The 22,700-nt window shown below is 62.7% G+C and carries 21 protein-coding genes; 1 reads left to right on the top strand and 20 read right to left on the bottom strand.

All coding sequences use genetic code 11. The features are described from left to right. Positions 1 to 63 precede the first annotated feature (63 nt). The 10 genes from FAX90_RS00745 to FAX90_RS00700 all read right to left on the bottom strand — a co-directional run bounded on the left by FAX90_RS00745 (position 64) and on the right by FAX90_RS00700 (position 10,545). A complete protein-coding gene (locus FAX90_RS00745; protein ID WP_170234809.1) occupies positions 64 to 1,170 on the bottom strand; it encodes a HupE/UreJ family protein in 1,107 nt (368 codons plus the stop codon). Then, positions 1,163 to 2,584, bottom strand: coding sequence for a tetratricopeptide repeat protein (locus tag FAX90_RS00740; protein ID WP_144094621.1), 1,422 nt, complete (start codon positions 2,582 to 2,584; stop codon positions 1,163 to 1,165). Before FAX90_RS00740 ends, FAX90_RS00745 begins: the two co-directional genes overlap by 8 nt. 2 nt (positions 2,585 to 2,586) lie before the next feature. After that, complete coding sequence (locus FAX90_RS00735) at positions 2,587 to 3,315, bottom strand: DUF4331 family protein (RefSeq protein WP_170234808.1); 729 nt, start codon at positions 3,313 to 3,315, stop codon at positions 2,587 to 2,589. Next, complete coding sequence (locus FAX90_RS00730) at positions 3,315 to 3,980, bottom strand: DUF4331 family protein (RefSeq protein ID WP_144094617.1); 666 nt, start codon at positions 3,978 to 3,980, stop codon at positions 3,315 to 3,317. The genes FAX90_RS00735 and FAX90_RS00730 overlap by 1 nt, the downstream gene beginning before the upstream one ends. Positions 3,981 to 4,346: 366 nt before the next feature. After that, positions 4,347 to 5,318, bottom strand: a complete 972-nt coding sequence (locus FAX90_RS00725) for a fumarylacetoacetate hydrolase family protein (protein ID WP_144094615.1) — start codon at positions 5,316 to 5,318, stop codon at positions 4,347 to 4,349. Continuing rightward, positions 5,318 to 5,884 (bottom strand): cupin domain-containing protein, encoded by a 567-nt coding sequence (locus FAX90_RS00720; protein ID WP_144094613.1) that lies wholly within the window; start codon positions 5,882 to 5,884, stop codon positions 5,318 to 5,320. The genes FAX90_RS00725 and FAX90_RS00720 overlap by 1 nt, the downstream gene beginning before the upstream one ends. 11 nt (positions 5,885 to 5,895) lie before the next feature. Then, on the bottom strand, positions 5,896 to 7,107 hold the full coding sequence (locus FAX90_RS00715) for an MFS transporter (protein WP_240704654.1): 1,212 nt from the start codon (positions 7,105 to 7,107) through the stop codon (positions 5,896 to 5,898). A gap of 112 nt (positions 7,108 to 7,219) precedes the next feature. After that, on the bottom strand, positions 7,220 to 8,377 hold the full coding sequence (locus FAX90_RS00710; RefSeq protein WP_144094611.1) for an alpha/beta hydrolase family protein: 1,158 nt from the start codon (positions 8,375 to 8,377) through the stop codon (positions 7,220 to 7,222). Between the two features lie 3 nt (positions 8,378 to 8,380). Beyond that, the gene (locus tag FAX90_RS00705; RefSeq protein WP_144094610.1) at positions 8,381 to 9,283 is read right to left on the bottom strand and encodes a VOC family protein; all 903 of its coding nucleotides are present in this window, start codon (positions 9,281 to 9,283) and stop codon (positions 8,381 to 8,383) included. A 146-nt stretch (positions 9,284 to 9,429) separates the two neighbouring features. Then, on the bottom strand, positions 9,430 to 10,545 hold the full coding sequence (locus tag FAX90_RS00700) for an FAD-dependent oxidoreductase (protein WP_144094608.1): 1,116 nt from the start codon (positions 10,543 to 10,545) through the stop codon (positions 9,430 to 9,432). A gap of 113 nt (positions 10,546 to 10,658) precedes the next feature. Between FAX90_RS00700 and FAX90_RS00695 the strand changes: the two genes are divergently transcribed. Next, positions 10,659 to 11,558 carry a LysR family transcriptional regulator gene (locus FAX90_RS00695; protein WP_144094606.1) on the top strand — a complete coding sequence of 300 codons (900 nt, stop codon included), beginning with the start codon at positions 10,659 to 10,661 and terminating at the stop codon, positions 11,556 to 11,558. Between the two features lie 4 nt (positions 11,559 to 11,562). On the opposite strand, the gene FAX90_RS00690 is transcribed toward FAX90_RS00695, so the two are convergent. The 10 genes from FAX90_RS00690 to FAX90_RS00645 all read right to left on the bottom strand — a co-directional run bounded on the left by FAX90_RS00690 (position 11,563) and on the right by FAX90_RS00645 (position 22,632). Continuing rightward, positions 11,563 to 12,552, bottom strand: a complete 990-nt coding sequence (locus tag FAX90_RS00690) for an MBL fold metallo-hydrolase (RefSeq protein WP_240704653.1) — start codon at positions 12,550 to 12,552, stop codon at positions 11,563 to 11,565. 2 nt (positions 12,553 to 12,554) lie between these two features. Further along, entirely contained in the window at positions 12,555 to 15,056 is a 2,502-nt protein-coding gene (locus FAX90_RS00685; protein ID WP_144094604.1) for a TonB-dependent receptor, read from the bottom strand. A 213-nt stretch (positions 15,057 to 15,269) separates the two neighbouring features. Beyond that, positions 15,270 to 16,256 carry an aldo/keto reductase gene (locus FAX90_RS00680; protein WP_170234806.1) on the bottom strand — a complete coding sequence of 329 codons (987 nt, stop codon included), beginning with the start codon at positions 16,254 to 16,256 and terminating at the stop codon, positions 15,270 to 15,272. Then, complete coding sequence (locus FAX90_RS00675; protein ID WP_144096769.1) at positions 16,253 to 17,212, bottom strand: Gfo/Idh/MocA family oxidoreductase; 960 nt, start codon at positions 17,210 to 17,212, stop codon at positions 16,253 to 16,255. Before FAX90_RS00675 ends, FAX90_RS00680 begins: the two co-directional genes overlap by 4 nt. 41 nt (positions 17,213 to 17,253) lie before the next feature. Next, positions 17,254 to 18,150 carry a class III extradiol dioxygenase subunit beta gene (locus FAX90_RS00670; protein ID WP_144094600.1) on the bottom strand — a complete coding sequence of 299 codons (897 nt, stop codon included), beginning with the start codon at positions 18,148 to 18,150 and terminating at the stop codon, positions 17,254 to 17,256. Next, a complete protein-coding gene (gene ligA, locus FAX90_RS00665; RefSeq protein WP_144094598.1) occupies positions 18,150 to 18,560 on the bottom strand; it encodes a protocatechuate 4,5-dioxygenase subunit alpha in 411 nt (136 codons plus the stop codon). The genes FAX90_RS00670 and ligA overlap by 1 nt, the downstream gene beginning before the upstream one ends. Further along, positions 18,557 to 19,591, bottom strand: a complete 1,035-nt coding sequence (locus FAX90_RS00660) for an aromatic ring-hydroxylating oxygenase subunit alpha (RefSeq protein ID WP_144094595.1) — start codon at positions 19,589 to 19,591, stop codon at positions 18,557 to 18,559. Before FAX90_RS00660 ends, ligA begins: the two co-directional genes overlap by 4 nt. Next, positions 19,588 to 20,613 (bottom strand): amidohydrolase family protein, encoded by a 1,026-nt coding sequence (locus FAX90_RS00655; RefSeq protein WP_144094593.1) that lies wholly within the window; start codon positions 20,611 to 20,613, stop codon positions 19,588 to 19,590. Before FAX90_RS00655 ends, FAX90_RS00660 begins: the two co-directional genes overlap by 4 nt. Further along, positions 20,610 to 21,413 (bottom strand): NAD(P)-dependent oxidoreductase, encoded by an 804-nt coding sequence (locus tag FAX90_RS00650; RefSeq protein ID WP_144094591.1) that lies wholly within the window; start codon positions 21,411 to 21,413, stop codon positions 20,610 to 20,612. Before FAX90_RS00650 ends, FAX90_RS00655 begins: the two co-directional genes overlap by 4 nt. A gap of 64 nt (positions 21,414 to 21,477) precedes the next feature. Next, positions 21,478 to 22,632 carry a LysR family transcriptional regulator gene (locus tag FAX90_RS00645; protein WP_144094589.1) on the bottom strand — a complete coding sequence of 385 codons (1,155 nt, stop codon included), beginning with the start codon at positions 22,630 to 22,632 and terminating at the stop codon, positions 21,478 to 21,480. Positions 22,633 to 22,700 lie beyond the last annotated feature (68 nt).

Below are 22,700 nucleotides of genomic sequence, written 5' to 3'. Positions count from 1 at the left end.
CCGAATTCTACAATTCAGACGGCCCTCTGACCGCCTTTCGCCCATGCCACTTGTTCATACCGATCACGCCAGCGCGCCGGACAGCCTCTGCATCAACCAGATGGATCCGCACACGGCGGTGAACAGGCCCGCAGCATTGCGTATCTTGCCAAAACGCGCGTCGCGCATCGCATGGAACAGGACCGGCAGGGCTGCCGCAAGCACGGCAAGCTGCACCAGTTCGATACCGATGTTGAAGCCAAGCAACGTCGTCAGGTTGAGCGAAGGCATTGCGGTCGAACCGGTCGCAAGCGTCGCGAAAGCCAGTCCGTGGACGAGTCCGAAGCCGGTTGCGACCCAAGCCTCCCGCCCAGGAAAAATCGGTCGTATCGCGTGTGTCGCGGTGACCACCACCGACAGCGCGATCAGCGCCTCGACCGGAGCGACCGGCAGGCTCCAGTTCGCCAGCCCCGCCACGACAAGCGTGATCGAATGGCCAAGCGTGAATCCGGTCGCGACTTTCGCAACTTGCCAGATTGCACGTTTGGGCGGTGCTATTCCGACCCAGCGCCCCTTCTGCGCGATAAGCGGCGCGGAAATCAGCAAGGCCAGCAGGAAAAGCAGGTGGTCGAACCCGCCAATGATATGTGACGCCCCCAACCAGACCGCGTTCGCAAATCCGGCGGACGGCGCCCCTTTCGGATCGATGCTGAGCGACTGGTCCACCTGCCGCAGCGAACCCTGGACCTGGCGCGAACCGTCCTTGTCCATGAACACGAGCGCGAAGTGATCGGGCACACGGTCGATGACGACGGACCAGTGCAGCGTGAACGGGGAATCCGCACTGCCCGGCGGCTGCGTTATCCTTGCCTCGGCAAAGAGGTCTTCGGGGCCTTCGACTTGCGCGAATTTGACGTCGAGGATGTCGATGGCAAGAGGCGTTCCGTCCTCGCCGGTCGCCCGAAATCGATCTTTGAGGTATCCGACCGCGTCATCCAGCGATGAGGCGCGGTTGTCTGACGCATTCCCCGACGCGTATGTATATTCGGCCGCGGGCACGATGATACTGACGGCATATCCGTCAGATACCGGCCGAAGGCTGATCTCGCTATTGGGCGTTAGGTGCGCAGCTGCCGACTGTCCGCAGACCAGCAGGGAGAGGGCGATGAGGATTTGCAGAATTCTAGCCATGACCAAACCATGCCAATCGTGTTGCTGACTTGAAGATTTCGGGATTGATGCGTTCGGCCTTCTCGGTCGCTTCGGTCGAGAGAGCATCGTCGCCCGTCATCGCCGCAGCTTCGGCCATGGCCGCGAACATCGGCGCGCTGCGCCACCCCTCTCGCTCTGCCGCCCGAAGTTGGCCCAGGGCCTTGTCCGGCTGCCCATTGGCCAAAAGGGCGTTTGCCATGAGGATGCGCGCCTCGCCATGTGGGCGGGCCGAAAGGTTCGCGCTTGTCAGTCGCAATGCGCGGCGCGGATCGCCAAAAGCCAGTTCGTGTTCGGCGGCGTGGGCCTGTGCGGCAAGCGGTGCCATGGACATCCGATCCGCCCAGATTTCCCTCGCCTGTGCCGACCAGTATTCGCTCTCGGCGCGTTCGCCCCTGCTTCTGTGGATCATCGCAAGCGCGTCCATCATCTCGGGCCAACGATGCGCCGCGATTGCTTTTTCAAGCGCCGCAATCGCCCCATCGCTGTCACCCGACAATGCCAGCGCTTCGGCGTTGAGGGCAGCGCCCAGCGGGCTTCCGGGAAACAGGCGGTCCGCTTCGCGATACCATTCCGCGGCCGAGGCATAGCGCCCCTGCGCGCTATCGGTCCTGCCGATCTGCATCGCGATTTGCGCGCGCATCTGCGGCGTATCGCCCGTCGCGGCCGCCGCCGCAAAAAGCTGTCGTGCTTCGTCGAAGTGTCCTTGCGAGCGCGCCAGGACAGCACGGCGGTAAGGTTGGGTAGAGGTCTCGTCGAGGTTTCGCGCTTCTCTGTAGCGATGCGCCGCACCGGTCATTTCGCCGCGATAGAATGCGATGTCCCCGCGTATCGCGGCGATCTCCGCCCTGTCCGGGCGCGACGGACTGACCGCCATAGCCGCCGCCCCGTTGAGCGCGCGTTCGGCCTTTGCAAGGTCGTGATTCATCATCGCCGCCGCTGCCTCGCGCAGCCATGGCCCCGATCCCGAGGGTGCGAGGCCGCGCGCCTTTCTCAGCGTATCCGAGGCATTCTTCAGATCGGCATAATCGTGGGTAAGCGCAAAACGCTGCAACAAGGCGGCCGCCAGTCCTTCCTGACGGAGCCACTGGCCAGGGCCATTCGCCACGCGCTCATTCGCAAGCGCGATCGCATCTGCATTGGCAGCCAGGGCAAGGCCGTGTGTGGCGGGCCCGAAGGCCAAGCCTTGCCCCAGCTCTGCCGGAACGGGCGCTGACCGACCGAGCAGCTCGTCCTGACCCTCAGAGCTCGAAGCCCATTCGGCCAGGACGACCGCAAGGACGATCGCAAGAGGCAGAAGAAGTATCGCCCAACCCCCGCCCCAACGCACAAAGTCGAACGCACTCCCGACAAAGGGCGAAGGTGCATCGCCCTCCTGCGAAAGCGATGCACCCATTGTCACGAGACCGGTGTCGCGCACGGCGTGAGGCCAGCAGCGACAAGATCATCCGCCAGCGCGTTGGTCAGGCCTGTCAGCTGTTCGGTCAGCTCGTCGACGAAGACGCCGCTGGCGTCATCGGCCGGATCGGCGTCGTTGTAGGCGTTCTTCTGATCCGAACCGATAAGGGCCGTCGATACCGCGGGCATCCCCATGCGATCGACGCGGGTATAGGCAGAGGCACCGTCACTCCTGAAATCGAAACCGCTTCCCTGCGTTGCCGTAGGCGGTGAACCTTGGGCGGCGGCGAGGAATGGGAACGAGGAGCGGAATGCCACGTCGTTTTTCGGCGGGTTCAGTGGAAGCCCGGCCAGCGTGCCCGGCCCATCGACCGATAGGTCGAGGAAGATCACGGCCAGCGTCACGTCAATAACCGGGTCGGCCAGCTTGCGCCCGTTCGGAAATCCCGACGTGCCCGCAAGGTTCAGCGTCAGGGTGTCCGGCACGACGAGATCGGCGACCGAAACCCCCGGTGCGACTTCCTGCGTCAGGCAGGCGGTCACGTCGTAACTGGCGGTGGGTGTCGGCGTCGCGGTTGGCGATGGGCTGGGCGATGGCGACGGCATCATGACCGGGTCGTCCTTCATGTAGTCATCGTCGCCCCCGCAGCCGCTGACCAGAAGGGCTGCGATCGTGATCGGCGCGAGGCGGCCAAGGGCCTTTGCGGCACTTCTTGCTGAGTAAGTCATCACAGCTGTCCTCCGAAACGTGCGGTCGTGGCCCATACGTCCACGGGATTGTCGCCATTCGCGATCCGGTCCTTGGGGATGGAAATCACGACAGCGGTAAGATTCTGACCTGCGAAGAAATCGCGGGTGCTGTCGAACATGAGTTCGCCGGTCGCCGCTGTATCCTTGAAGCCCTGGAGGTCGAAGAAGAACGGATCGTCGAACAGTCCTGCCCGCGCCATGACGCCGTCCTGCATCAGGTCGGTTTCGACAGGCCCGGCAATCGCGCCGGTCACGCCGGGCACGCCGGAAATCTGGACGCCGTAGCTACCGTCCGTATTGCCCGGACCGAAGCGAACCTCGATCGGCAATTCGGCGGTTGTGCGCGGAGACGCGTTCGACACGTTAATCGTGTAGAGAACGTCGCGATCGTAAGTGGCCGGCTGATCGGTGGCTTGCGGGCCTGCGAAAGTCAGGACGAGATTGACGTTGTTGTCATCGTGCCACGCGAAGAGGTCCGCGATGTCGGCCGCCCGGTCGGGCGTTGCATCGACCGAAGGATCGGTTCGCGCCGGCGGGTCGAGGTGATCGGCGGCAAATCCGCCGAGGCCCGGCACGAGCAATGCGGCGCCCGTGGCAAGCGCCAGCCCTCCTGCCGAAAGGGTAAGTGTTCTCATCTTGCGCATTGTCTGCTCCCGGTTCTGTTCGAACCGCACCGGGTAACAGGATCAAACGTTCGAACACGCCTTCACCCCTGATGCGGTGCCACGCATTTGTCGCGGGCACGTGCAGCTACGTCGCCGATCGCCAACCGGATGCAGGAAGTGTGAAAAAATTTTGCGTGGGTCTTTGGTGTCGGACGAAACGAGGCAACAGTCCGCTTTTTCGTGAAATTTCAGTGATCTAATTGGCAGCGGGTCCGCTCGCAGCTGTTGGCCACGGCAGATGCTAGCGCCCTAAACGTGCCGCGCCCCTGTGACGAAAGTCACCACGGGCGCGGCAAAATTGCCATAACGCGGTCGAGCGAAGCTGCGTCCAGTACGGCGCGCCGCTCAGCTTGTGGGCGCGGCGACTTTCTGTTCGATTGCACCGAACGGGGCGCGCCCATCGGACAGCCTGGCTTCCATCCGCACGGTATCGCCGAATTTCATGAACTGGGTCGACGGCTTCCCATCGGCGATGATCTCGATCGCGCGGCGTTCGGAAATACAGCTCGATCCGACTTGTGCGTAACCCTTGTTGGCAACGGTTCCCGATCCGATCACCGTCCCGGCCACCAGGTCCCGGGTCGTGGCGGCATGGGCGACCAGGTCATGGAAACCGACCGCCATTTCCCGGCCATTGGCGCTGCCGAACCTGTCGCTGTTCCAGTCGATGCACAGGTCAAGGCCGACACGGCCATCGCGCCATGCATCGCCCAGTTCATCGGGCGTCACCGCAAAGGGCGCTATCGTGCTGGCAGGCTTTGCCAGGATGAAACCGAACCCGGTCTGCATTTCCGGCACGGCATAGGCGCGCAGCGACCAGTCGTTGATCTGCACGATCAGCTTGATGTGATTTAGGGCGTCCTGCGCACTCGTGCCCATCGGCACGGCGTCGACGATCACGCCGAATTCGCCCTCGAAATCGATGCCGGCCTTCTCGTCGGGAAAGACCGCGTCTTCAGTGGGGCCGAAGAACCGGTCCGACATGCCCTGGTACATCAGCGGACGTTCGTGCCGCAGCGGCTCTTGCTGAAACGCGATCTGCATGAGTTCAGCATGCGTGCCGAAAGCAGACCCGTCGAGCCATTGCCAGCTGCGCGGCATCGGCGCAGTAAGCGCGCCCATGTCGAGCGGCTCGCCCTCACCCGCGTCGAGACGCCCGGCCAGCATCGACAGCACATCGGCGGCGGCGGACCAATCGCCCATCGCGCCCAGCAGGTTGGGCACGCCGTTGCCAGCGGCCAGACACCGCGTGCCATCGGCCGACACCACGATCAATTCGCCATCGGGCGTCCCGTTCCGTCTGGTCGCAAGGCGCATCAGGCAAGGCCTTCTTCGAAAGCGCCATCGATCAGGATGAAAGCGATACGGCAATTGGCGTCGCTGCGATTGGCCCAACCGTGGTTCGTGCCGCGCTGGATCACGATATCGCCCGCGCGCACGGTGGTTTCGCCTTCGTCCATGATCAGCACCAGTTCCCCTTCAAGGACGATGCCGTAATCGATCGTCTCCGTCCGGTGCATCAACGCGTGTTTCGCACCGGACTTGGCGGCGTTGGATGCATGGCCTGCGCCAACCTCGGCAAAGTGGGCCGCGGCCTCTTCGGGTGTCATGTTGCGGATGCCGTCCCCTTCGGGCGGGATGTCGAGCACGCGAATGCGCGTGCCGTTCTTTGGCGGGGCAAGGACGATGCCTTCCTCCTCCGGCTCTCCGCTGGCCGCGTCGATCACGGCGGGCGTGGACTGCGTGTTCCACACTTCATGGAACATGGGCCCGATGTCGCCACCGATGCGCTGCATGCGGGCGACCGCGCCGTCTTCCTGAATGATGGCGCGGCCTTCGGCATCGTGACCGGTCACGATCCGGCGGATCGGTTTGATGTTCATGCTCTATCCTCTCAATTCAATGGCGAATGTGCGGCGCGGCTCGCACCGCTTCGTGCCACCAGTAGCGCGCCAAGCGCGGCTGCGGCGATCACCGCGGCGTAAAGCGTCAGTGCGGGGGCCAGCCCACCCGCCGCGCCGATGAGGGCGACGGCCACCAGCGGTGCGATGAACTGGCCCAGAAAGAAAGCGCCGGTCCAAAGACCCATGCCGCGCCCGCGCGTTTCGACCGGCACGCGGCGCATCGTCCAGGTCATCATGTTGGGCAGGACGACACCGCTGCCGACACAGGCAAGAATGGCGAAGGCGGAAATCGAAACGAGACTGTCCGAAAGACCCGCGCCCAGATAACCCGCAGCGGCCAGGGCAAAGCCGAGCGCCAGAAGCAGCGGTCCCGCGTTCCTCCTGAATCGCTTGAACAGGAAACTGCCCGCCGCCACGCCCAGGTTCGCGCCCGCACCGATAAGGCCGATGACCCCCGGAGACACACTGCCCGAAAGCTGCAGGATCGGGCCGAGCTGTACGATCACGGTATAGAAGACGATCCCTGCCAGAAGCGTCGTGGCCACCAGCGGCAAAACGGCGGCAAACGGGAAACGCACGCCGCGTGCCTCTTCATCACCATGCGGCTTTGCGGGTTCGTAAAGAATGAGCGCCGCGGCAAGAGCGATGGGCAAAGCCACGAGGTAAAGCAGGAATGGACCGCGAGAGCCGAAGAGCTCTCCCAGACCTCCGCCGATGGCGATCAGCGCGATGGCCGCGATGCTGCCCGTGGCGATCTGGATCGCGATCCAGTTCTCCCGCCGTTCACCCGAAAAGTAATCACCGATCAGGGCCGTGGCGATCGTCATGATCGCCGCTTCCGCCAGACCCAGCGGTATGCGCGAGGCGATGATCAGCATCAGGTCGGTCAGGAACCAGGGGACGATGCCAAAGCCCGCGTAAAGCACCAGCGCCGCGACCAGCAACCGCTTGCGACCCATCCGGTCCGAAAGCCACCCGGCAAGCGGGGAGAACAGCGCCACGCACAGGGCCGGTATCGTCAGCGCCATGGGCACCAGAAACTCGCTGCCCGGCACGGAGGCAAATTCCCGCTCCAGCAGCGGCAGCACCGGGACCAGCGAGATGATCGCCATGATCGGCATGATCGACGCGGCAAGGACGACGACGCCGTGACGGGTCTGCCCGTTGCCCATCGATGCCACGGGGCTGGTCTGCGTGGTCACTGCGCGCGTGCCTTGTCACCGGCACACGGGGCAAGGGGCATGTTGGCCGAAGCCGGCCAGTCCATGCCCCCTTCCCGTTGTTTGACCGCCGGGCCGGGCCAAGCGGCGGATGTCATCCGCAATGACCGCCCAGCGTTTCGGCAAACCAGTCAGCGATGAGGTCGCGGCCATAGCTCATGTTGTCCGCGCCGACATGCTCGACCCCGCCTTCGCGTTCGGTGAAGATCACCTTCTCGCGGCGCGGCGAATTGACGAGCTGGTCATAGAGATCGTCGGCGTAACCGACGTTGATCTGCCGGTCGTGTGCACCGTGGGTGACAAGGAATGGCACCTTGATCCGGTCCATGTGGCCGTTGAGGTTCATGTCGGTCGACTTTTCAAGGAAGTCTTCCTGATCCTTGGCGCCAAAGGCCCAATGGACGTGCGCCCAGTAATGCGGGACGGGATTTTCGCCTTCGCGCTCCATCCGCTTGTCCTGCACTTCACGCCAGTTGTGGTTCGCACCCCATACCGCACCGCTGGCAAAGCGCGGCTCATAGGCAACGGCGCGCGGTGCGAAGTGCCCGCCGAGCGAGATGCCGGTCATGCCGATTTTGGCGTTGTCGACCTCGTCCTGCTGCTCCAGCCAGTCGACGGCCTTGCTGGCCCAGCTTTCCGAATGGGGATCGACAGGCAGGTTCTGCAGGCGCAGCGCCTCGCCGGTACCGGGCTGATCGACGCAAAGCGTTGAGATACCCCGCCGCGCGAGGGCGGCAGGTACGCCGGTCCAGTAGAGCATTTCCTTACAGCTATCGAGGCCGTTGCAGAACACCACGCAGGGCTTCGGTCCGTTACCCGGAGCGCGGGTGAAGAGCGCCGACATCGTGCCGTTCTCAAGCGGTATTTCGACGCGCTCGCGGTTGATCTTGCCGAGCCGGGTGGACTTGTCGAACGTATCGCGGGCCAGCGCGTAAGTTTCCTCGCGCCCTTTGGTTCCGTGACCCTGCATGCGTTCGGCGACGAGCAGGTAGAGCGCTCCGCGCTCCAGCTTGTCCGATGCGGAGAACATCCGGCCCTTGGCCTCGTCCTCTGCGGCCAGTTCCAGCAGTTTGTGGCCCATCCCGGCCCATGCCTGCATGAACTGCGGCGTGCCCGCATCCGCGCCTTTATCCGCAGCGTCGAGGATCGGCTGGCACATGTCGACGATCTCGCCGATGCGCCCGCCGCTCTCCATCGCGATGGCGACCGAGAGGTTCCAGATGTAGTTCTTGAAGGGGGAATAGAGCGACATCGATTACGCTCCCGCCGGCTGGAAAAGGCAGGGATCGGCCTCGGGCTTGGGCATCGTCTGCGGCCCACCGGTTCCAACGCCCCACTGGTCCATGATCTGCGGACCCGGCTCGTGCACCTTGGGTTCGTGCGTTTCGAAGTCCACGTTCTCCAGCTCGGCCGTATATTCGACGGCAAAGCCCGCGGGTGTGCAGAAATACGAAAACGCATTGTTCCCCGCCGTGTGGCGACCGGGGCCCCAGCGCAGGTCCGTGCCGCGCTTGCGCAGGCGGCTGGCGCCCCGCATCATGTCGTCAACGCTCAGCACGTCATAGGCAACGTGATTGAGGCACGGCGGCCCGGGCAGCAGGGCGATGCGATGGTGCGCATCGTTGCAGCGCAGGAAAACCATGAAATCGCCAAGCCAGTCCGAAACCTTGAAGCCAAGGACATCGGTGAAGAACTTGGTCAGCGCGTGATGATCGGGCGAATGCAGTACGATGTGGCTGATCTTGACCGGCACGCCTTCCCAACGCTCCATCGCCCGCTTGTCGAGACGCTTGACGTCGGCGCTGATTTCAAAGGGCAACCCGTCCGGGCTGAAGAAGCGGAAGCCGTATCCGCCGCCCGGCGCGTCGAGTTCACGCGCGGCGTGGATGATCTTGCACCCGGCCTCTTCGACTTTCGCCTGCAGGGCGTCCACGTCCTCACGGCTGTCTGCGGCGAGCGCGATCACTTCGACGCAGTTGGTTTCGCTGCGATGCAGGCGGACCACGTGGTGTTCGTCATGACCGTGGGTCTTGAACCATGCGGTGTCGTCATTGGCTTCGACTTCGACCAGGCCCCAGTCGTCGGCGTAGAACTTGCGCTCGTTGTCGAAGTCCTGGACGCCGTAGCCGACGTAGCGGATCTCGGTGACTCGGCTCATTGCAATTCCTCTTGTTTCATCAGCTGTTCGAAAATGCGGCAGGCGCGTTTTCGATGAATTCTTTGGGGCTACACTGCCGGTGATCCCCATGGTGAAAGGTCCACCCGCTCGCTTTGCACTCGGTAAAAGCGGCTGGGCACGGACGCTCAGATCGGCTCGGCCACGACCTTGAACATTTCGGCGGTTGCCTTGTGATTGTCGACCGGGGGCCCCTTGCCGATCTGGCCGTGGCAAATCGCCAGCGAGCTTTCGACGATATAGCGGCAGCGTTCGAACCGGCGCTCGCGATAGGCTTCGAAAGCCGCTTCGGGCGTGTCGGCCCTGGCCAGTTCCTCGGCCAGAACGATACTGTCCTCGATCGCCATGCCCGCGCCCTGCCCCAGATGCGGCGTCGTCGCGTGGACGGCATCACCCAGCAGAACGACCCGGCCACTGCTCCAAGGACCATAAATCATCATGGCTTCCAAGGGGCGATAGACCACCCCGTCGTCATCGGTGATGCCTTCGGCCATTTCCTGCAACTGCGGCGCGGTATTCGCCAGCTTTTCCCGCATCGTCTTTGCGATGCCGGTTTTCTCATACCAGGGGTTGTCCGGTTCCGGCGTGGTGACGAACATGTACATGAGGTCCGGGCTCATCGGCACGAGGCCAACGCCGGTCGGACCGTTATAGGCGTGGAGCGCATCCAGATCGTCCGGGCGCGGAAGGTTGTAACGCCAGACTGCCTGCCCGGTATATTCCGGCTTTTCGGCATCGGGCAGGATCTTCTGGCGCGTGTCCGAATAGACGCCGTCCGCGCCGACGACGATATCGAACCGGCCCGTCGTGCCGTCGGAGAACTCTACCGTGACACCTTCGCCGTCGTCCGCGATGCTGTCCGCGGTGACGCCAAGGCGCACTTCTGCGCCCGCGGCTATCGTGCGGTCGCCCAGCACTTTTTGCAGCGCGGGCCGGCCGATGCCGACATTGGCGGGATAACCTTCGACAAGGCGCGGACTGGGCACGCGCGCGACTTCGGTACCGTCGGGGGCGTGGACCGCGACCGTGTCGAAGCCGACCGATGCATTGATGTAGTCGTCCAGCAGGCCCAGCTGGTTCATCGCGCGCAGGACATTGCCCTGCTGAATGATGCCGACGCCATAGACCGCCCAGTTGGGATCTTTCTCGATCACCGTCACGTTGTGGCCATCGCGGCGCAGTGCGATCGCAGCGGTCAGCCCGCCGATCCCGCCACCGATGACGAGGACTTCCAGGTTTTGCATTGTCAAAATCTCTCCCGCGCTTCCAAAGAGCGTGTGGAGAGACAGTCTCACTCACCGCAAAATCAGTCCAATTTTTTCTTTTGCTTACTTATCATCATCGCTATCGATGGAGCATGCGGCTCGACAACTTTGATCTGAACCTCCTCGTGGCCTTCGATGTGCTGATGCAGGAGCAGAACGTCACCAAGGCGGCCAATCGCCTGAACGTCACCCAATCGGCGATGAGCGCGTCTTTGAAACGCCTGCGCGAAAGCTTTCAGGACGACATCCTTGCCCAGCATGGCAAGCGCATGATCCCCACCCCTTTCGCGCTGACGATGCAGGGTGAAATTTCCGAAAAGGTTTCCGAACTGCGCGCGCTCATCACGCGCCAGGGCCGGTTCGATCCGCGCCAGTCGGATCGCCGGTTCCGGATCGCGGCCTCGGATTATATTTCAACCGTGCTGTTCGCGCCGCTGATCAATTCCCTTGCGCAGGAAGCACCCTCGATCCGCTTTGCGTTCGAACTTCCCGGACCGGAATCGCAGGTCGCGCTGGGCAACGGCGATCTGGACCTCATGCTCACGCCCGAGGTCTTCGTTCACCCCGACCACCCTTACGAGCTGGTTTTCGAGGAGAGGCACGTAACTGTCGCCTGCGCCGACAATCCGATGGTTACCGATGGCCTGAGCCGCTCTACCTTCACCAATTCCGGCCACGTTGGCGTGAGCGTGGCGCGAAAGCACACCTTTGCCGAGGAATGGTTCGAGCGCAACGGCGTGGAAAGGCGGATCGAAGTGCGCGTGCCCTCCTTCATCCAGGCCCCGTTCCTCGTCCCCGGCACGATGCGGCTATGCGTCATGCACGAAAGGCTGGCGCACTACATGGCAAAGCGCCTGCCGCTCAAAGTGCTGCCCACGCCTTTCCCCATACCGCCGATGCGCGAAATGATGCAGTTTCACGCCACGCGCGAAGCCGATCCGGGCCTCATGTGGTTGAGGGAAAAGATCAGGGAACTATCTTCGCGCAGCTAATCCATCAGAACGCGTCCATGTCGCTGGCGATGACGAATGGGCCATCGTAGACCGCGCCAATGCCCTGCAGATAAGCGAAATGGCGCGGGTCATCCGCTTCCCAGCCCGAAAAATGGGTCACGACCACCGATCCGACACCCGCGGCATGGGCCAGTTCGCCCACGTCCGAGGGTGAAAGGTGATGTTCGCTGAGATGGGTTTGCATGGACTTCAGCATCGGTTCCGGCATCCCGGGATTTGCCTTGCTCATGCGTTCGATGGTCAGTGGAATGTCCATCATCTCCGCCACCAGCAGGTCGGCATTTCTGGCAAGGTTTACCACCGCATCGCTGGGCCCGGTATCACCGGTATAGACGATGGAGCGACCGGGCAGGTCGAAACGGAACGAGAGTGCCTGAAAACGCTGTGCCAGATCGCTGCCGGGCGGAAAACTGTAATGAGTATTGGACGCTGCGGTCACGGTCATGCCATCCACCGTCACGCTGTCACCGCCGCGTAGTTCCACGACCTTTATGTTCGCACGGTGATCGACGGGAGGAGCCCCGGCAACCCCGTAATTGGCCGTGGCGCCCGGCACCATCGAGGCAAGCAACCCGTCGACCATCTCACCCGTGCCCGGAGGCCCGTATATGGTGAGCGGATCGCGGCTGCTGGTCTGGAACCGAAGGCCGAGGAGCGCAGCCAGCCCGCCGGTATGATCGAAATGAAGATGCGATATGAAGACGGCATCGACCATCTTGCTCTGCACGCCGACCCGGCTGATCTGACCCGCCGTTCCATCACCGACATCGACAAGATAATCCTTGCCGCCAAACCGAAGCAGGTTCGCCGGTTGGGAGCGCCGGGGGTTCGTAACCGGCCCCCCGGCAGTGCCCAAAGTGATCCATATGCCTTCAGAATCCGAACCCGACTGCCCCGATTGCGCACCGACCGGCGCGGCCAGCGCCGTCAGCATGGCGGCTACGCCGACGGCAACCTGACGGAAACACGCCACGATCAGAACTCGTACCCGACGCGCACGCCGTAGGTCCGGGGCGGCTCATACTTCACCGAAGCCACGTTCGCAGCGCCCAGCTGGTACAGCGACGGCATCGCCTCGTTCGTGATATTGCGCATGTACAGCCCGGCCGTGAAACCCTTGTCGATGGGTACGAGCGAGATGCTTGCATCAAGCGTGAAGTCGTTGCCGCTGTTCCCGGTCGGCAGGTAATTGAACCCGGTCACGCGATTGCTGCGAGAGCGCCCATCGATCGTGGCGATGATCTCGTAATCGGTCAGCTCGAAGGTCTGCTGCAGGCCCAAATTCACCGTCCATTTCGGCGCATTGAGCGATGGCTTGCCCGAACAATCGATGGTGAAGGACCGCTGTGCGCCAAGGTTTTGGGTATAGTCGCAGCCCGTGATCGGCGTGAGGAAGTTGGGCGGGTCGGTCTGGTCCGACAGGTCGACCTGATCGTAGACGAAGCTGTCGAACTGTGCGTCGAGATACTGCACGCCCCCGCGCAGCAACGTGTTCTGCGCAACCAGCGCCTGGAAATCGATCTCCACACCCTTGATGGTGGATTTCCCCACATTGCGGGTGAAGAACGAGTTGTTACCCCGCGCATCGACCCCCAGCGCCGCCAGCTGCTGCCCGCGGTAATCCCAGTAGAAAGCCTCGAAGTTGAGCTGCAGGCGATTGTTCAGGAAGCTGTTCTTCGCGCCAAGTGTATAGGCGTCGATGAATTCCGGGTCGTATTCCTCCTGGCCGAACGTCAGGTTGAAACCACCGGCACGAAAGCCCGTTTCGAAGATGGCGTAGAGCAGATTGTCGGGGGTGACGTCGTACTCTGCCGCGGCGCGCCAGGTGATCTGGTCATCGCTTGCGTCCCTCACGATTTCGGTCGGCGTCACGATCAGCAGTGCCTGTGGCCCCATCATGCCGAACGGACCGTAGGGGAACGCGCCATAAGGCGACGGGCGGGTAAGCGGCGAACCGGCGGGGAACAGGGCCGGGTCGAGCTGCGCGATGCTGTCTTCCAGTGTCAGGCCCAGCGGCAAAGTCGGAACTTGCGGACAGCTGGGCGGACCAAAGGCCGGCTCGATCAGGCACACGCCCGCCACCGCGATCGACTGCGCATCGATCGACCGGCTTTCGTCGGTATAGCGGATGCCGCCAACCAACCGGAAATCGTCCGTCACGCTGTAGCTCAGACGAGCGAAGACAGCGGTGGATTCCGTCTTGGTGGCAAAGTCCTGAAATGAAATCGTCGAAAACTGGTTATAGGAATTGAGGCCGGACACGTCCTCGTCAAAGTAAAATGCCCCGACGAGCCATTCGAGCGGACCCGCATCGCCCGACAGCCTCGCTTCGATGGAGAACTGTTCGGCCTTGTCCTGGTTGAGCGCGCCCTTGAACGGCGCGCCGTTGAACAGGTTGTCGAGCTCCGACCGGCGATAGGCCGGGATCACCACCAGGTCCGCGAAACCCAGATCGGCGTTGAGTTCGGCATTCATGCCCCAGTACTCGTCGTCACGGAACGGATAAGCGTAGCCGGTGACGGGCGAATAGAGCGGTGCGGCCGTGGCGCTCGATTGAATGAAGCCCAGCGCTTCGGGTACGAAAAGGCCGGTAAACGGGTCCGACACAGTGGCAGGCGCGGGAATGAACTGCCAGTTCGGGACCGTCGCATCGGGCGTGAACGGAGCGAAAGTATAGACGCCGTCGACATCAAGGCCCGGGCCGGTTCCTTTCTGTGTCGAATAATCGGCGGACAGGCGCAGGTCCACTGCGGGCGAAATTTCGAAGAACAGCTGCCCGCGCAAGGCAAGGTTTTCGGCCGAGCCGGTTCCGTCCGAATAGTAGCCATCGCGATCGGTCCAGGCACCGGCGAAGCGCGCGGCCACGGTTTCGCCGAGTGGCACGTTTAGGACGCCACCCAATTCCAGCGCATCGTAATTGCCGTATTGCGCCGAAACGCTGCCTTCCAGCACGTCGAGGCGCGGCGCATTGGGAATGACGTTCACTGCTCCGCCGGTCGCGTTACGGCCGTAGAGCGTGCCTTGCGGCCCCTTCAGCACTTCGACGCGATTGACATCGAGGAAAGAGGCAACGGTCGAGGAAGGGCGGCCGATATAGACGCCGTCGAGATTGAAGGCGACGGCAGGGTTCGTATAACCATTGTTGGCGAAATTGCCGACGCCGCGCACGAAGTAACCGACATTCGCGCCGCCCGCTTCGGGCACGTAGAGCGCGGGGGCGACCTTGTTCAGCTGAGTAACGTCGGACACACCCGATCGCGCCAGTTCCGCGCCATCGACCGCGTTGATCGGAATCGCGGCGTCCTGCAGGCTTTCTTCGCGGCGCTGCGCGGTGACGACGATCTCGCTAATGCCGCCGCGAACCTCGTTCGTCGAAGTCCGGCTATCGCCCGAAGCGTCATCTGCGGTCTGTGCCGACACCGATGTTGCGGACAGCGCCAGCACCATGGCCGTGCTCGCCAACGCGAAATGCTTCATCTCACAATCCTCCCCAGTGGCCTTTTTTGGCCTTCACGCCGGTCAGACTGCGCCGCTTAGAACAAGCGGTCCAATTGTTTGTTTTTGTCCATCACTAGAAGTTTTGATTATAGTTCATCGGGCCGTGCGGCGTGCCAGCCATCACCGCCAAATCGGCAGCCTCTGCGCGGACAGCCATGGCGGTCCCGCAGATCGAGCATTGCCCTCAGGGCTTCAGTATTCTTCGGTGTCGATGGTCGGGCGTATCATCTCGGGATAGCGGTGCCCGGCCACGGTAAGCGTGTTGATCACCGCACCCGCCTCATCCAGCACTGCCCGGTCCACCGCGATGGAACCGGCCGTGAAGTTTTCGGCCATGTGGGCGATGCTGGTCGTGCCCGGGATCGCGTGGACATTCGCGCCCTGGTCCAGAACCCACGCCAGCGCCAATTGGGCAGGCGCCAGCCCTTCCCGCGCGGCGATGGCGTCAAACCGCTCGATCAACTGGCGGTTTACGGGCCAGTTCTCTTCGCTGAACCGCGGCATCTTGCGGCGCAGATCCTTCTCGCTCAGCTTTGCCGGGTTTTTCAAGACACCACCCAGCGCGCCGCGGCCCACGGGTGAGAACGCGACAAGCGGTATGCCAAGCGTCACGGTCGCATCCAGCACGCCCAGTTCGACATTGCGGGTCCAGAGCGACAGTTCGGTCTGAACTGCCCCGACCGGATAGCAGGCATGCGCCTCGCGGATGTGCGCGGCAGACCATTCGGACACGCCGTATGCCCCGATCTTCCCCGCCTCGATCGCGCGCTGCATGGCGCCGACGCTGTCGGCAATCGGCACCTTCGGATCGAAGCGGTGCATGTAGAACAAGTCGATGTGATCGGTCTTAAGCCGCGTCAGGCTGGCATCAAGACTTTGCGTAATGGCATCGGGCGAACAATCGATACCCCGCCGCGCGCCATCGACGATGATGCCCGTCTTGCTGGCAAGTAAGAACTCCCCGCGCCGGTGCATCACTGCCTCGGCCAGCAGTTCCTCGTTCTTGCCCTGTCCGTAGATATTCGCAGTGTCGAGGTGGTCGTAACCGTGATCGAGCGCTTCGTTGAGCAGGCGGATCTTTTCCGCGTGTTCCGGCGGCTCGCCATAGGCCCACGACAGGTTCATGCACCCCAGGCCGATCGGCTGCACCGATCGGCCGCAAAGCTGCCTTGCGCTCAAGACCAGCCGTCCTGCTGCTCAAGACTTTCGGCAAGTTCGCCGATCACGCGGTAGCAGTCCATGACTTGGGCGATGGAGGAATTGGGTTCGCGCCCTTCCCTGATCGCGGCGACGAATTCCCGGTCCTGCAATTCGATTCCATTCATGCTGATATCGACATTGCTGACATCGATGGGTTCCTCGCGGCCATTCACCAGGTCGTCGTAGCGCGCGATATAGGTGCCCGTATCGCCAATGTAACGGAAAAAGGTGCCCAGCGGCCCGTCGTTGTTGAACGACAGCGCAAGCGTCAGGATCTGGCCCTTGTCCGTTTTCATCTGGATCGACTGGTCCATCGCGATGCCGAGGTCGGGATGCTTGGGCCCTTGCAGGATGTTGGCCTTCACGACCTTCGCCCCTGTCATGTACTGGAAAATGTCGATCGAATGGGCCGAATGGTGCCAGAGCAGGTGGTCGGTCCAGCTACGCGGCTCGCCCTTGGCATTGGTGTTGGTGCGCCGGAAGAAGAACGTCTCGATATCCATCGCCTGGATCGTGAACTTCCCGGCATCGATCTGCTGCTTCACGTACTGGTGCGACGGATTGAAGCGGCGCGTGTGGCCGACCATGCAGACAAGGCCGGTTTCCTGCTGCTTGGCCAACACGGCCTGCGCATCGGCCCAGCTATCCGCAGCCGGAATCTCGACCTCGACATGCTTTCCGGCATCCATCGCCTGGATCGCCTGTGCGGCGTGCATCGGGGTCGGCGTGGTCAGGATGACCGCGTCGATGTCGTCACGCTGCAAAGTGGCTTCGTAGTCGTCCGAAACGTCGGCCACGCCGAATTGGTCGGCCAACTTGCGCGATTCTGCTTCGGATGCGCTGACGACGGTGACGACTTCGGCATCGGGAACGTTCTTGAGGCCGGCCAGATGCTTTTCACCAAAAGCGCCGGCGCCGACGAGGGCGATGCGGATCATGGGACTCTCCTGAATGTATTCGTTTATGGCCTTGGCGCTTATGCCTTGGCGGCCGAATTGTTGCCTTCGATCGTCGTGGAAGGCGGCACGGTGCCGTCGACTGGCTCGAGCACGATGTGCCCGATGGCCGTGTTCGAACAGGGCACGTGATAGTGGCGGTGGAGCGCCCTTGTCTCACGCCCCAGGGCACCGCGCATGATCAGCCACATGACCATCTCGATGCCTTCGCTGCCGGTTTCGCGCAGATACTCGATATGCGGAATATGGCGCAGCTTGTCGGTGTCGCCGACCAGTCCGTCGAGGAACATGTTGTCCCATTCCGGATTGATCAGGCCGGCGCGAGGGCCCTGAAGCTGGTGGCTCATGCCGCCCGTGCCCCAGACCTGCACGTCGAGATCTTCGGGGAAACTGTCGACGGCCCGCGCGATTGCCTCGCCCAGCGCCCAGCAGCGATTGCCCGAAGGCGGCGGGTAGGTGACGACATTGACCGCCAAGGGGATCACCTTGCACGGCCACTTGTCGGGCGCGCCGAACAGCATGGTCAGCGGTACGGTCAGCCCGTGATCGACGTCCATCTCGTTGATGATGGTCATGTCGAATTCGTCGAGGATCAGGCTTTGCGCGATATGCCATGCAAGGTCCGGGTGCCCTTCGACGTCGGGAACGGGCCGCGGCCCCCACCCCTCGTCCGCGGGGGCATAGCTCTCGCCGCAGCCGATGGCGAAAGTCGGGATGATCTTCATGTCGAAGGCGGATGCGTGATCGTTGTAGACCAGCACGATCACGTCGGGCAGGTTTTCAGCCAGCCACTCCCGCGACCATTCGTAACCTGCGAAGATCGGCGAAAAGTACTCGTCGCCCGACTTGCCCTGATCGGCCGCCACGCCAAGCAGCGGGACATGGCTCGTGGCGATGCCTGCAGTAATACGGGCCATCAGCGTTTCTCCCTTATCGAACGCAGTCCTTCGGGCGAACGACCGCCACGGTTCATCATTTCGCGATAAGCGGGAAAGTCCATGTCGGTCATGGTCGAAACCGCTTCGGCAAAGCTGATGCCGTCGGTGGAAAAGAGCTTGGACAGGAAATAGACGTTGCCGCCAAGGTCGAGCAGCGCGTTGTAATCGCGCGCCAGCACGGCCGCCTTCACCTCGTCGGACAGTTTCCACTCGTCGAGGTAGGCCTTTTCGTCGGCGCGAAAGCGGTCGCGGTTCTCGGCCTTCATCAGGCTCATCGCGAACTGGTTGAGGTGATAGCCTTTTCTTGCCCGGGCGGCGGTGAACACGCGGGTGCCGGGAATGTCGTCGAACTCGGCAAGATAGGTGTGGATGTCTTTCGGCCCGCTCATGCGCCTTGCTCCTCTTTTGCCCTGATTGCGCGGGCGATGATCTGCCTTGCGCGCACGCCGCCCTGGTCGATGGAATAGCTGTTCATCTTCAGGTCCGGATTTTGCTCGATCGCTTGCTGCTGCGCCTCGAGGATGACCTTGTCTTCGGCGAAGACGCCGCCCTGCTGAGCCTTGAAGCGCGCGGTGAAACCGACGTCGTTGATATCGAAATTGCGGGCCATGCCCCAGAAGTAATGGTGGCTCGTCTCGGTCTCGGGCGTCATGCAATCGACGACCATGCCGCGCACGCCCTGATCGTGATTGGCCAGAGTCGCCCCCGCATCAACCGGCGCCACGCCAACGTCGATCATCACGCTGGAGGGCAGCAGGAACTGGCAGATCTGCCAGCGATCGACCGGCCCTTCCTTGCCCAGCGCCTCGCGCCAGAAAGGCGGAGCGTCGATGCCCGACATCCAGCGCCACAGCTCGACCTTGTCACCCTTGACCTCGCATTCCAGCGGGGCTTCCATGATTTCGGGCTGACCGATGGAGCTGGAGTGCACGTGGGTTTCGTGCGTCAGGTCCATCAGGTTGTCGATCATCAGGCGATAATCGCAGGCGATGTGATAGTAGCCGCCGTCGAACGTCCAGCCATCGGCGGAACAGGGCCAAAGATCCGGGATAAGCGCCGGATCAGCCTTGTCCTTGTCGCCGATCCACACCCACACGAAACGATGGCGTTCGTGCACTGCGAACGTTTCCGCGCAGATGCGCTTGTTCACGGGATCGTTGCGCAGCGGCATTTCCTCGGCCACGCCATCAGGCCCCAGCTTCAGCCCGTGGTACTTGCAGCGGATCGAGTCGCCTTCCTTGATCCCCATCGAAAGCGGCAGCATCCGGTGCGGACAGGCATCGCGCATCGCCACGACGCTGCGGTCGAGCTTGCGATAGAACATCATCGGGATGCCGCAGATGGTGCGCGCCTTGGGCGTGGACGTAATGCCCGCGTCCCAGCTTGCCACGTACCAGGCGTTTTCGACCCAGCTTGTCACAGCCCTCGCTCCTTCAATTGTGTATCAAGGCGCGGAAATACGCGCCGGGCATTGCCTTCGAAAATGGCGTGGCGTTCCGCATCGGAGATATCGAGCGCATCGACGTAGCGTTTCGTATCGTCGAAATAATGGCCCGTCTGCGGATCGATACCGCGAACCGCGCCCACCATTTCGCTGCCGAACAGGATGTTCTTGTTCGCGATCACGTCGGCCAGCAGGTCGATGCCCGGCTGGTGATAGACGCAGGTATCGAAGAACACGTTGTTCATCAGGTGCGTTTCGATGTCCGGCTGCTTCAACATGTCGGCCAGTCCGCGATACCGCCCCCAGTGGTAGGGCACGGCCCCGCCGCCATGCGGGATGATCAGGCGAAGCGTCGGGAAGCGGGAGAACAAGTCCCCCTGCAGCAGCTGCATGAACGCGACAGTGTCCGCCGCCAGGTAATAACCGCCGGTAGCGTGCATGGCCGGATTGCAGCTGCCCGAAACGTGGATCATCGCGGGCACGTCGAGATCGCACATCGCCTCATAGATCGGGAACCAGTATTCGTCGGTCAGCGGAGGATGCTCGAAATGGCCGCCACCCGGATCGGGATTGAGGTTGCAACCGATGAAACCCATTTCCTCGACGCAGCGACGCAGTTCTGTCACCGATGCCGAAAGGTCCGATTTCGGACTTTGCGGCAACATGCACACCCCTGCGAAAGTATCGGGATAAAGCTGCGTAACGCGGTAGATCAGGTCGTTGCAGGCCCGTGCCCAGGCACTCGCCACCGACTGGTCGCCCACGTGGGGCGCCATGGCACTGGCGCGCGGGGAAAAGATCGTCAGGTCCGCGCCGCGCTCTTTCAACAGGCGCAGCTGGTTGCTTTCGATCGTTTCACGGATCTCGTCGTCGGAAATGTCCGGATAGGGCGGCGCTTCCCTCCCCGCTTCGAAGGCGGCGATCTGTTCGGCCCGCCAATCCTCGTGAGGCTTGGGCAGCACGGTGTAGTGGCCGTGACAATCGATAACCAAACTCATTCCTTGCTCCCGACTTTTTCATGGCGTGTGGCGGCTTCGCGTTGCCGCGTGACTGTGGCGGACGTCAGCAGAGGTTCGATGCCCAAAGACGCGAGGGTCTTTGCGGCTTCCTCCATCTCCGCGGCGCGGCGCAAACCATGCGTCGTCATCCGTTCCAGATTGTATTCGGCCCTGTCGGCCCACCGCGCAGACTTCTCGCTCTTGTCGAGCGAGGTCAGCACTTCGTCGACGACGCCTGCGGCACGGGCCGCCTGCATCATCTCGTCGGTCAGAGCTTCAAGCCCCTTCACCATGACCGACCGGATCATCTTGATCGCCGAAGCACGGCCGATTTCGGACCCGACCGACCGGACATTGGTGAACCCCAATGCTTCCAGCGCCACGACCGCCTCGGCAGCGCACGGACCGGAAACGAGCAGCGGAACAGCCAGCCTTGCCGGATTGACCGGTGCCAGAACCGCAACGTCCGCATAGCGCCCTCCCGCCGCTTCCACGGCAAGCGCGGCATCGCGCTTTGTATCGGGCGCCACGGAATTCATGTCGCACCAGATCGCCCCGGCCTGCAAATACGGAGCGTAGTCGCGCGCCACGTTCAGCGCACTGTCCGCCGTGACGAGCGAGAGCACGATATCGGCATTTTTGAGGGCATCCGCGGCAGTCGCCGAACATTCGATGCCCGCATCCGCCATCACCCGTGCGCGATCCGGCAGGATGTCGAACGCACAGCCGCTCCACCGCGCCGCTTGCGCGAAAGTGGTGGCGGCCTCTCCGAAACCGATCAGGGCAATCTTGTCGTTCATGGGAAACGGTTTGCCCAAGCGGCCCGCCGGTTCCAAATGAATAGCGCAGTTCAGGTATAAGTTTTTACGAAATGTTTCGACCGATATTGCACAGGATGTCGATCATCTGCTGCTGCGATTGCGTCGGACGCCAATCCTGCCGGGTGGTGATGCCTATGGTGCGCAAAACGGGCGTCGGCGTATCACGCGCGACGAGCAGGCCCGCCTCGATCTCGACCCGCAACTGATCGGGCGATAGCAACGTAAGCATATCGGTTTCGAGCAACAGTTCGCGAACCGTCAGGACCGAACCACACTCGATCGTCACATGCGGCGGCTGGCTTCCATCATCGGACATCATGTCCTTCCAGTACCCGTAAAGCGGTGTCTGCGGATTGGGCAGCACCCAGGGATATCGCGCAAGATCGGAAGTATCGGGCGGCGTCGACCGCGCTGCCAGCGGATGACCGCTTCGCATGATGATCCTTGGCCTGTCCTCGAACACCGTTTGCTGGCGCAAGTCATCCAACCCGGCTTCATCCCGCAGCGCGCCCAGCAGGAAATCGATTTCCCCGTCGCGCAACGGTCCGGAAAGCTCGCTATGGCTGCCTTCCACGACAGTAACGTCGATATGCGGATTACGCTCCTTGAACACGAGGATGGCGCGGGGCAGCCATCGCGCCCGGCTAAGCGGCATGGCACCTATCGCGATCCGCGCGCCGGCCTTGCCCAGCCATTGCGACACCTCGGCATAACCGCTGCGAATCTCGGCGAGAGCCAGGCCGAAATCACGCGCCCGCCTTTCCCCCTTGCGCGTCAAGGTCAGATGCCTGCCGCGCCGGTCCACCAGTCGCTCCGACACGGCCAGCGACAGATCGGCAACCGCGCGGTGGAGCGAGGCGGAGGTCAGCCCGGTTCGCTCTGCCGCCGCAGCATAGCTGCCCGCCTGTGCCAAGGCGATGAAGGCCCGCATCTGTGTCGCCGTGACGCGATTGGATCCGATACGCGAAATCGCGCTCTCAACCCGCGGGGCGAGCAGCAGGGCAGGCTCCGTCGGGCGCATCCCGCCGGGCTCACGCTCGAACAGCTGACAGCCAAGATCCGCCTCAAGCCGGGAAATCGCCTGAGTCAGCGCGGGCTGCGTCAGGCCGATCCTGTCAGCCGCGCGCGTAACGGACCCATGTTCGACCGTCGCGGCGAATGCGGCCAGGTGCCGTATGTTGGGAAGTCGTTCGTTCATACCACAGGATTAGCAAAATATTATAACACGGCAAAGCTTCGCATTGGCGATCCCCCAACACCGGGCGC

It is taken from the genome of Croceicoccus sediminis (assembly GCF_007570835.1).
GTDB classification, from domain to species: Bacteria; Pseudomonadota; Alphaproteobacteria; order Sphingomonadales; family Sphingomonadaceae; genus Croceicoccus; species Croceicoccus sediminis.
The sequence above is the reverse complement of the archived record's forward strand: the minus strand, read 5'-3'. Positions and strand labels throughout refer to the sequence as shown.

Coding starts and splice junctions, on each gene's coding strand:
- FAX90_RS00745 (WP_170234809.1), bottom strand. CDS start 1,170: ATGGCTAGAATTCTGCAAATCCTCATCGCCCTCTCCCTGCTGGTCTGC.
- FAX90_RS00740 (WP_144094621.1), bottom strand. CDS start 2,584: ATGGGTGCATCGCTTTCGCAGGAGGGCGATGCACCTTCGCCCTTTGTC.
- FAX90_RS00735 (WP_170234808.1), bottom strand. CDS start 3,315: ATGACTTACTCAGCAAGAAGTGCCGCAAAGGCCCTTGGCCGCCTCGCG.
- FAX90_RS00730 (WP_144094617.1), bottom strand. CDS start 3,980: ATGCGCAAGATGAGAACACTTACCCTTTCGGCAGGAGGGCTGGCGCTT.
- FAX90_RS00725 (WP_144094615.1), bottom strand. CDS start 5,318: ATGCGCCTTGCGACCAGACGGAACGGGACGCCCGATGGCGAATTGATC.
- FAX90_RS00720 (WP_144094613.1), bottom strand. CDS start 5,884: ATGAACATCAAACCGATCCGCCGGATCGTGACCGGTCACGATGCCGAA.
- FAX90_RS00710 (WP_144094611.1), bottom strand. CDS start 8,377: ATGTCGCTCTATTCCCCCTTCAAGAACTACATCTGGAACCTCTCGGTC.
- FAX90_RS00705 (WP_144094610.1), bottom strand. CDS start 9,283: ATGAGCCGAGTCACCGAGATCCGCTACGTCGGCTACGGCGTCCAGGAC.
- FAX90_RS00700 (WP_144094608.1), bottom strand. CDS start 10,545: ATGCAAAACCTGGAAGTCCTCGTCATCGGTGGCGGGATCGGCGGGCTG.
- FAX90_RS00695 (WP_144094606.1), top strand. CDS start 10,659: ATGCGGCTCGACAACTTTGATCTGAACCTCCTCGTGGCCTTCGATGTG.
- FAX90_RS00685 (WP_144094604.1), bottom strand. CDS start 15,056: ATGAAGCATTTCGCGTTGGCGAGCACGGCCATGGTGCTGGCGCTGTCC.
- FAX90_RS00670 (WP_144094600.1), bottom strand. CDS start 18,150: ATGGCCCGTATTACTGCAGGCATCGCCACGAGCCATGTCCCGCTGCTT.
- ligA (WP_144094598.1), bottom strand. CDS start 18,560: ATGAGCGGGCCGAAAGACATCCACACCTATCTTGCCGAGTTCGACGAC.
- FAX90_RS00655 (WP_144094593.1), bottom strand. CDS start 20,613: ATGAGTTTGGTTATCGATTGTCACGGCCACTACACCGTGCTGCCCAAG.
- FAX90_RS00650 (WP_144094591.1), bottom strand. CDS start 21,413: ATGAACGACAAGATTGCCCTGATCGGTTTCGGAGAGGCCGCCACCACT.
- FAX90_RS00645 (WP_144094589.1), bottom strand. CDS start 22,632: ATGAACGAACGACTTCCCAACATACGGCACCTGGCCGCATTCGCCGCG.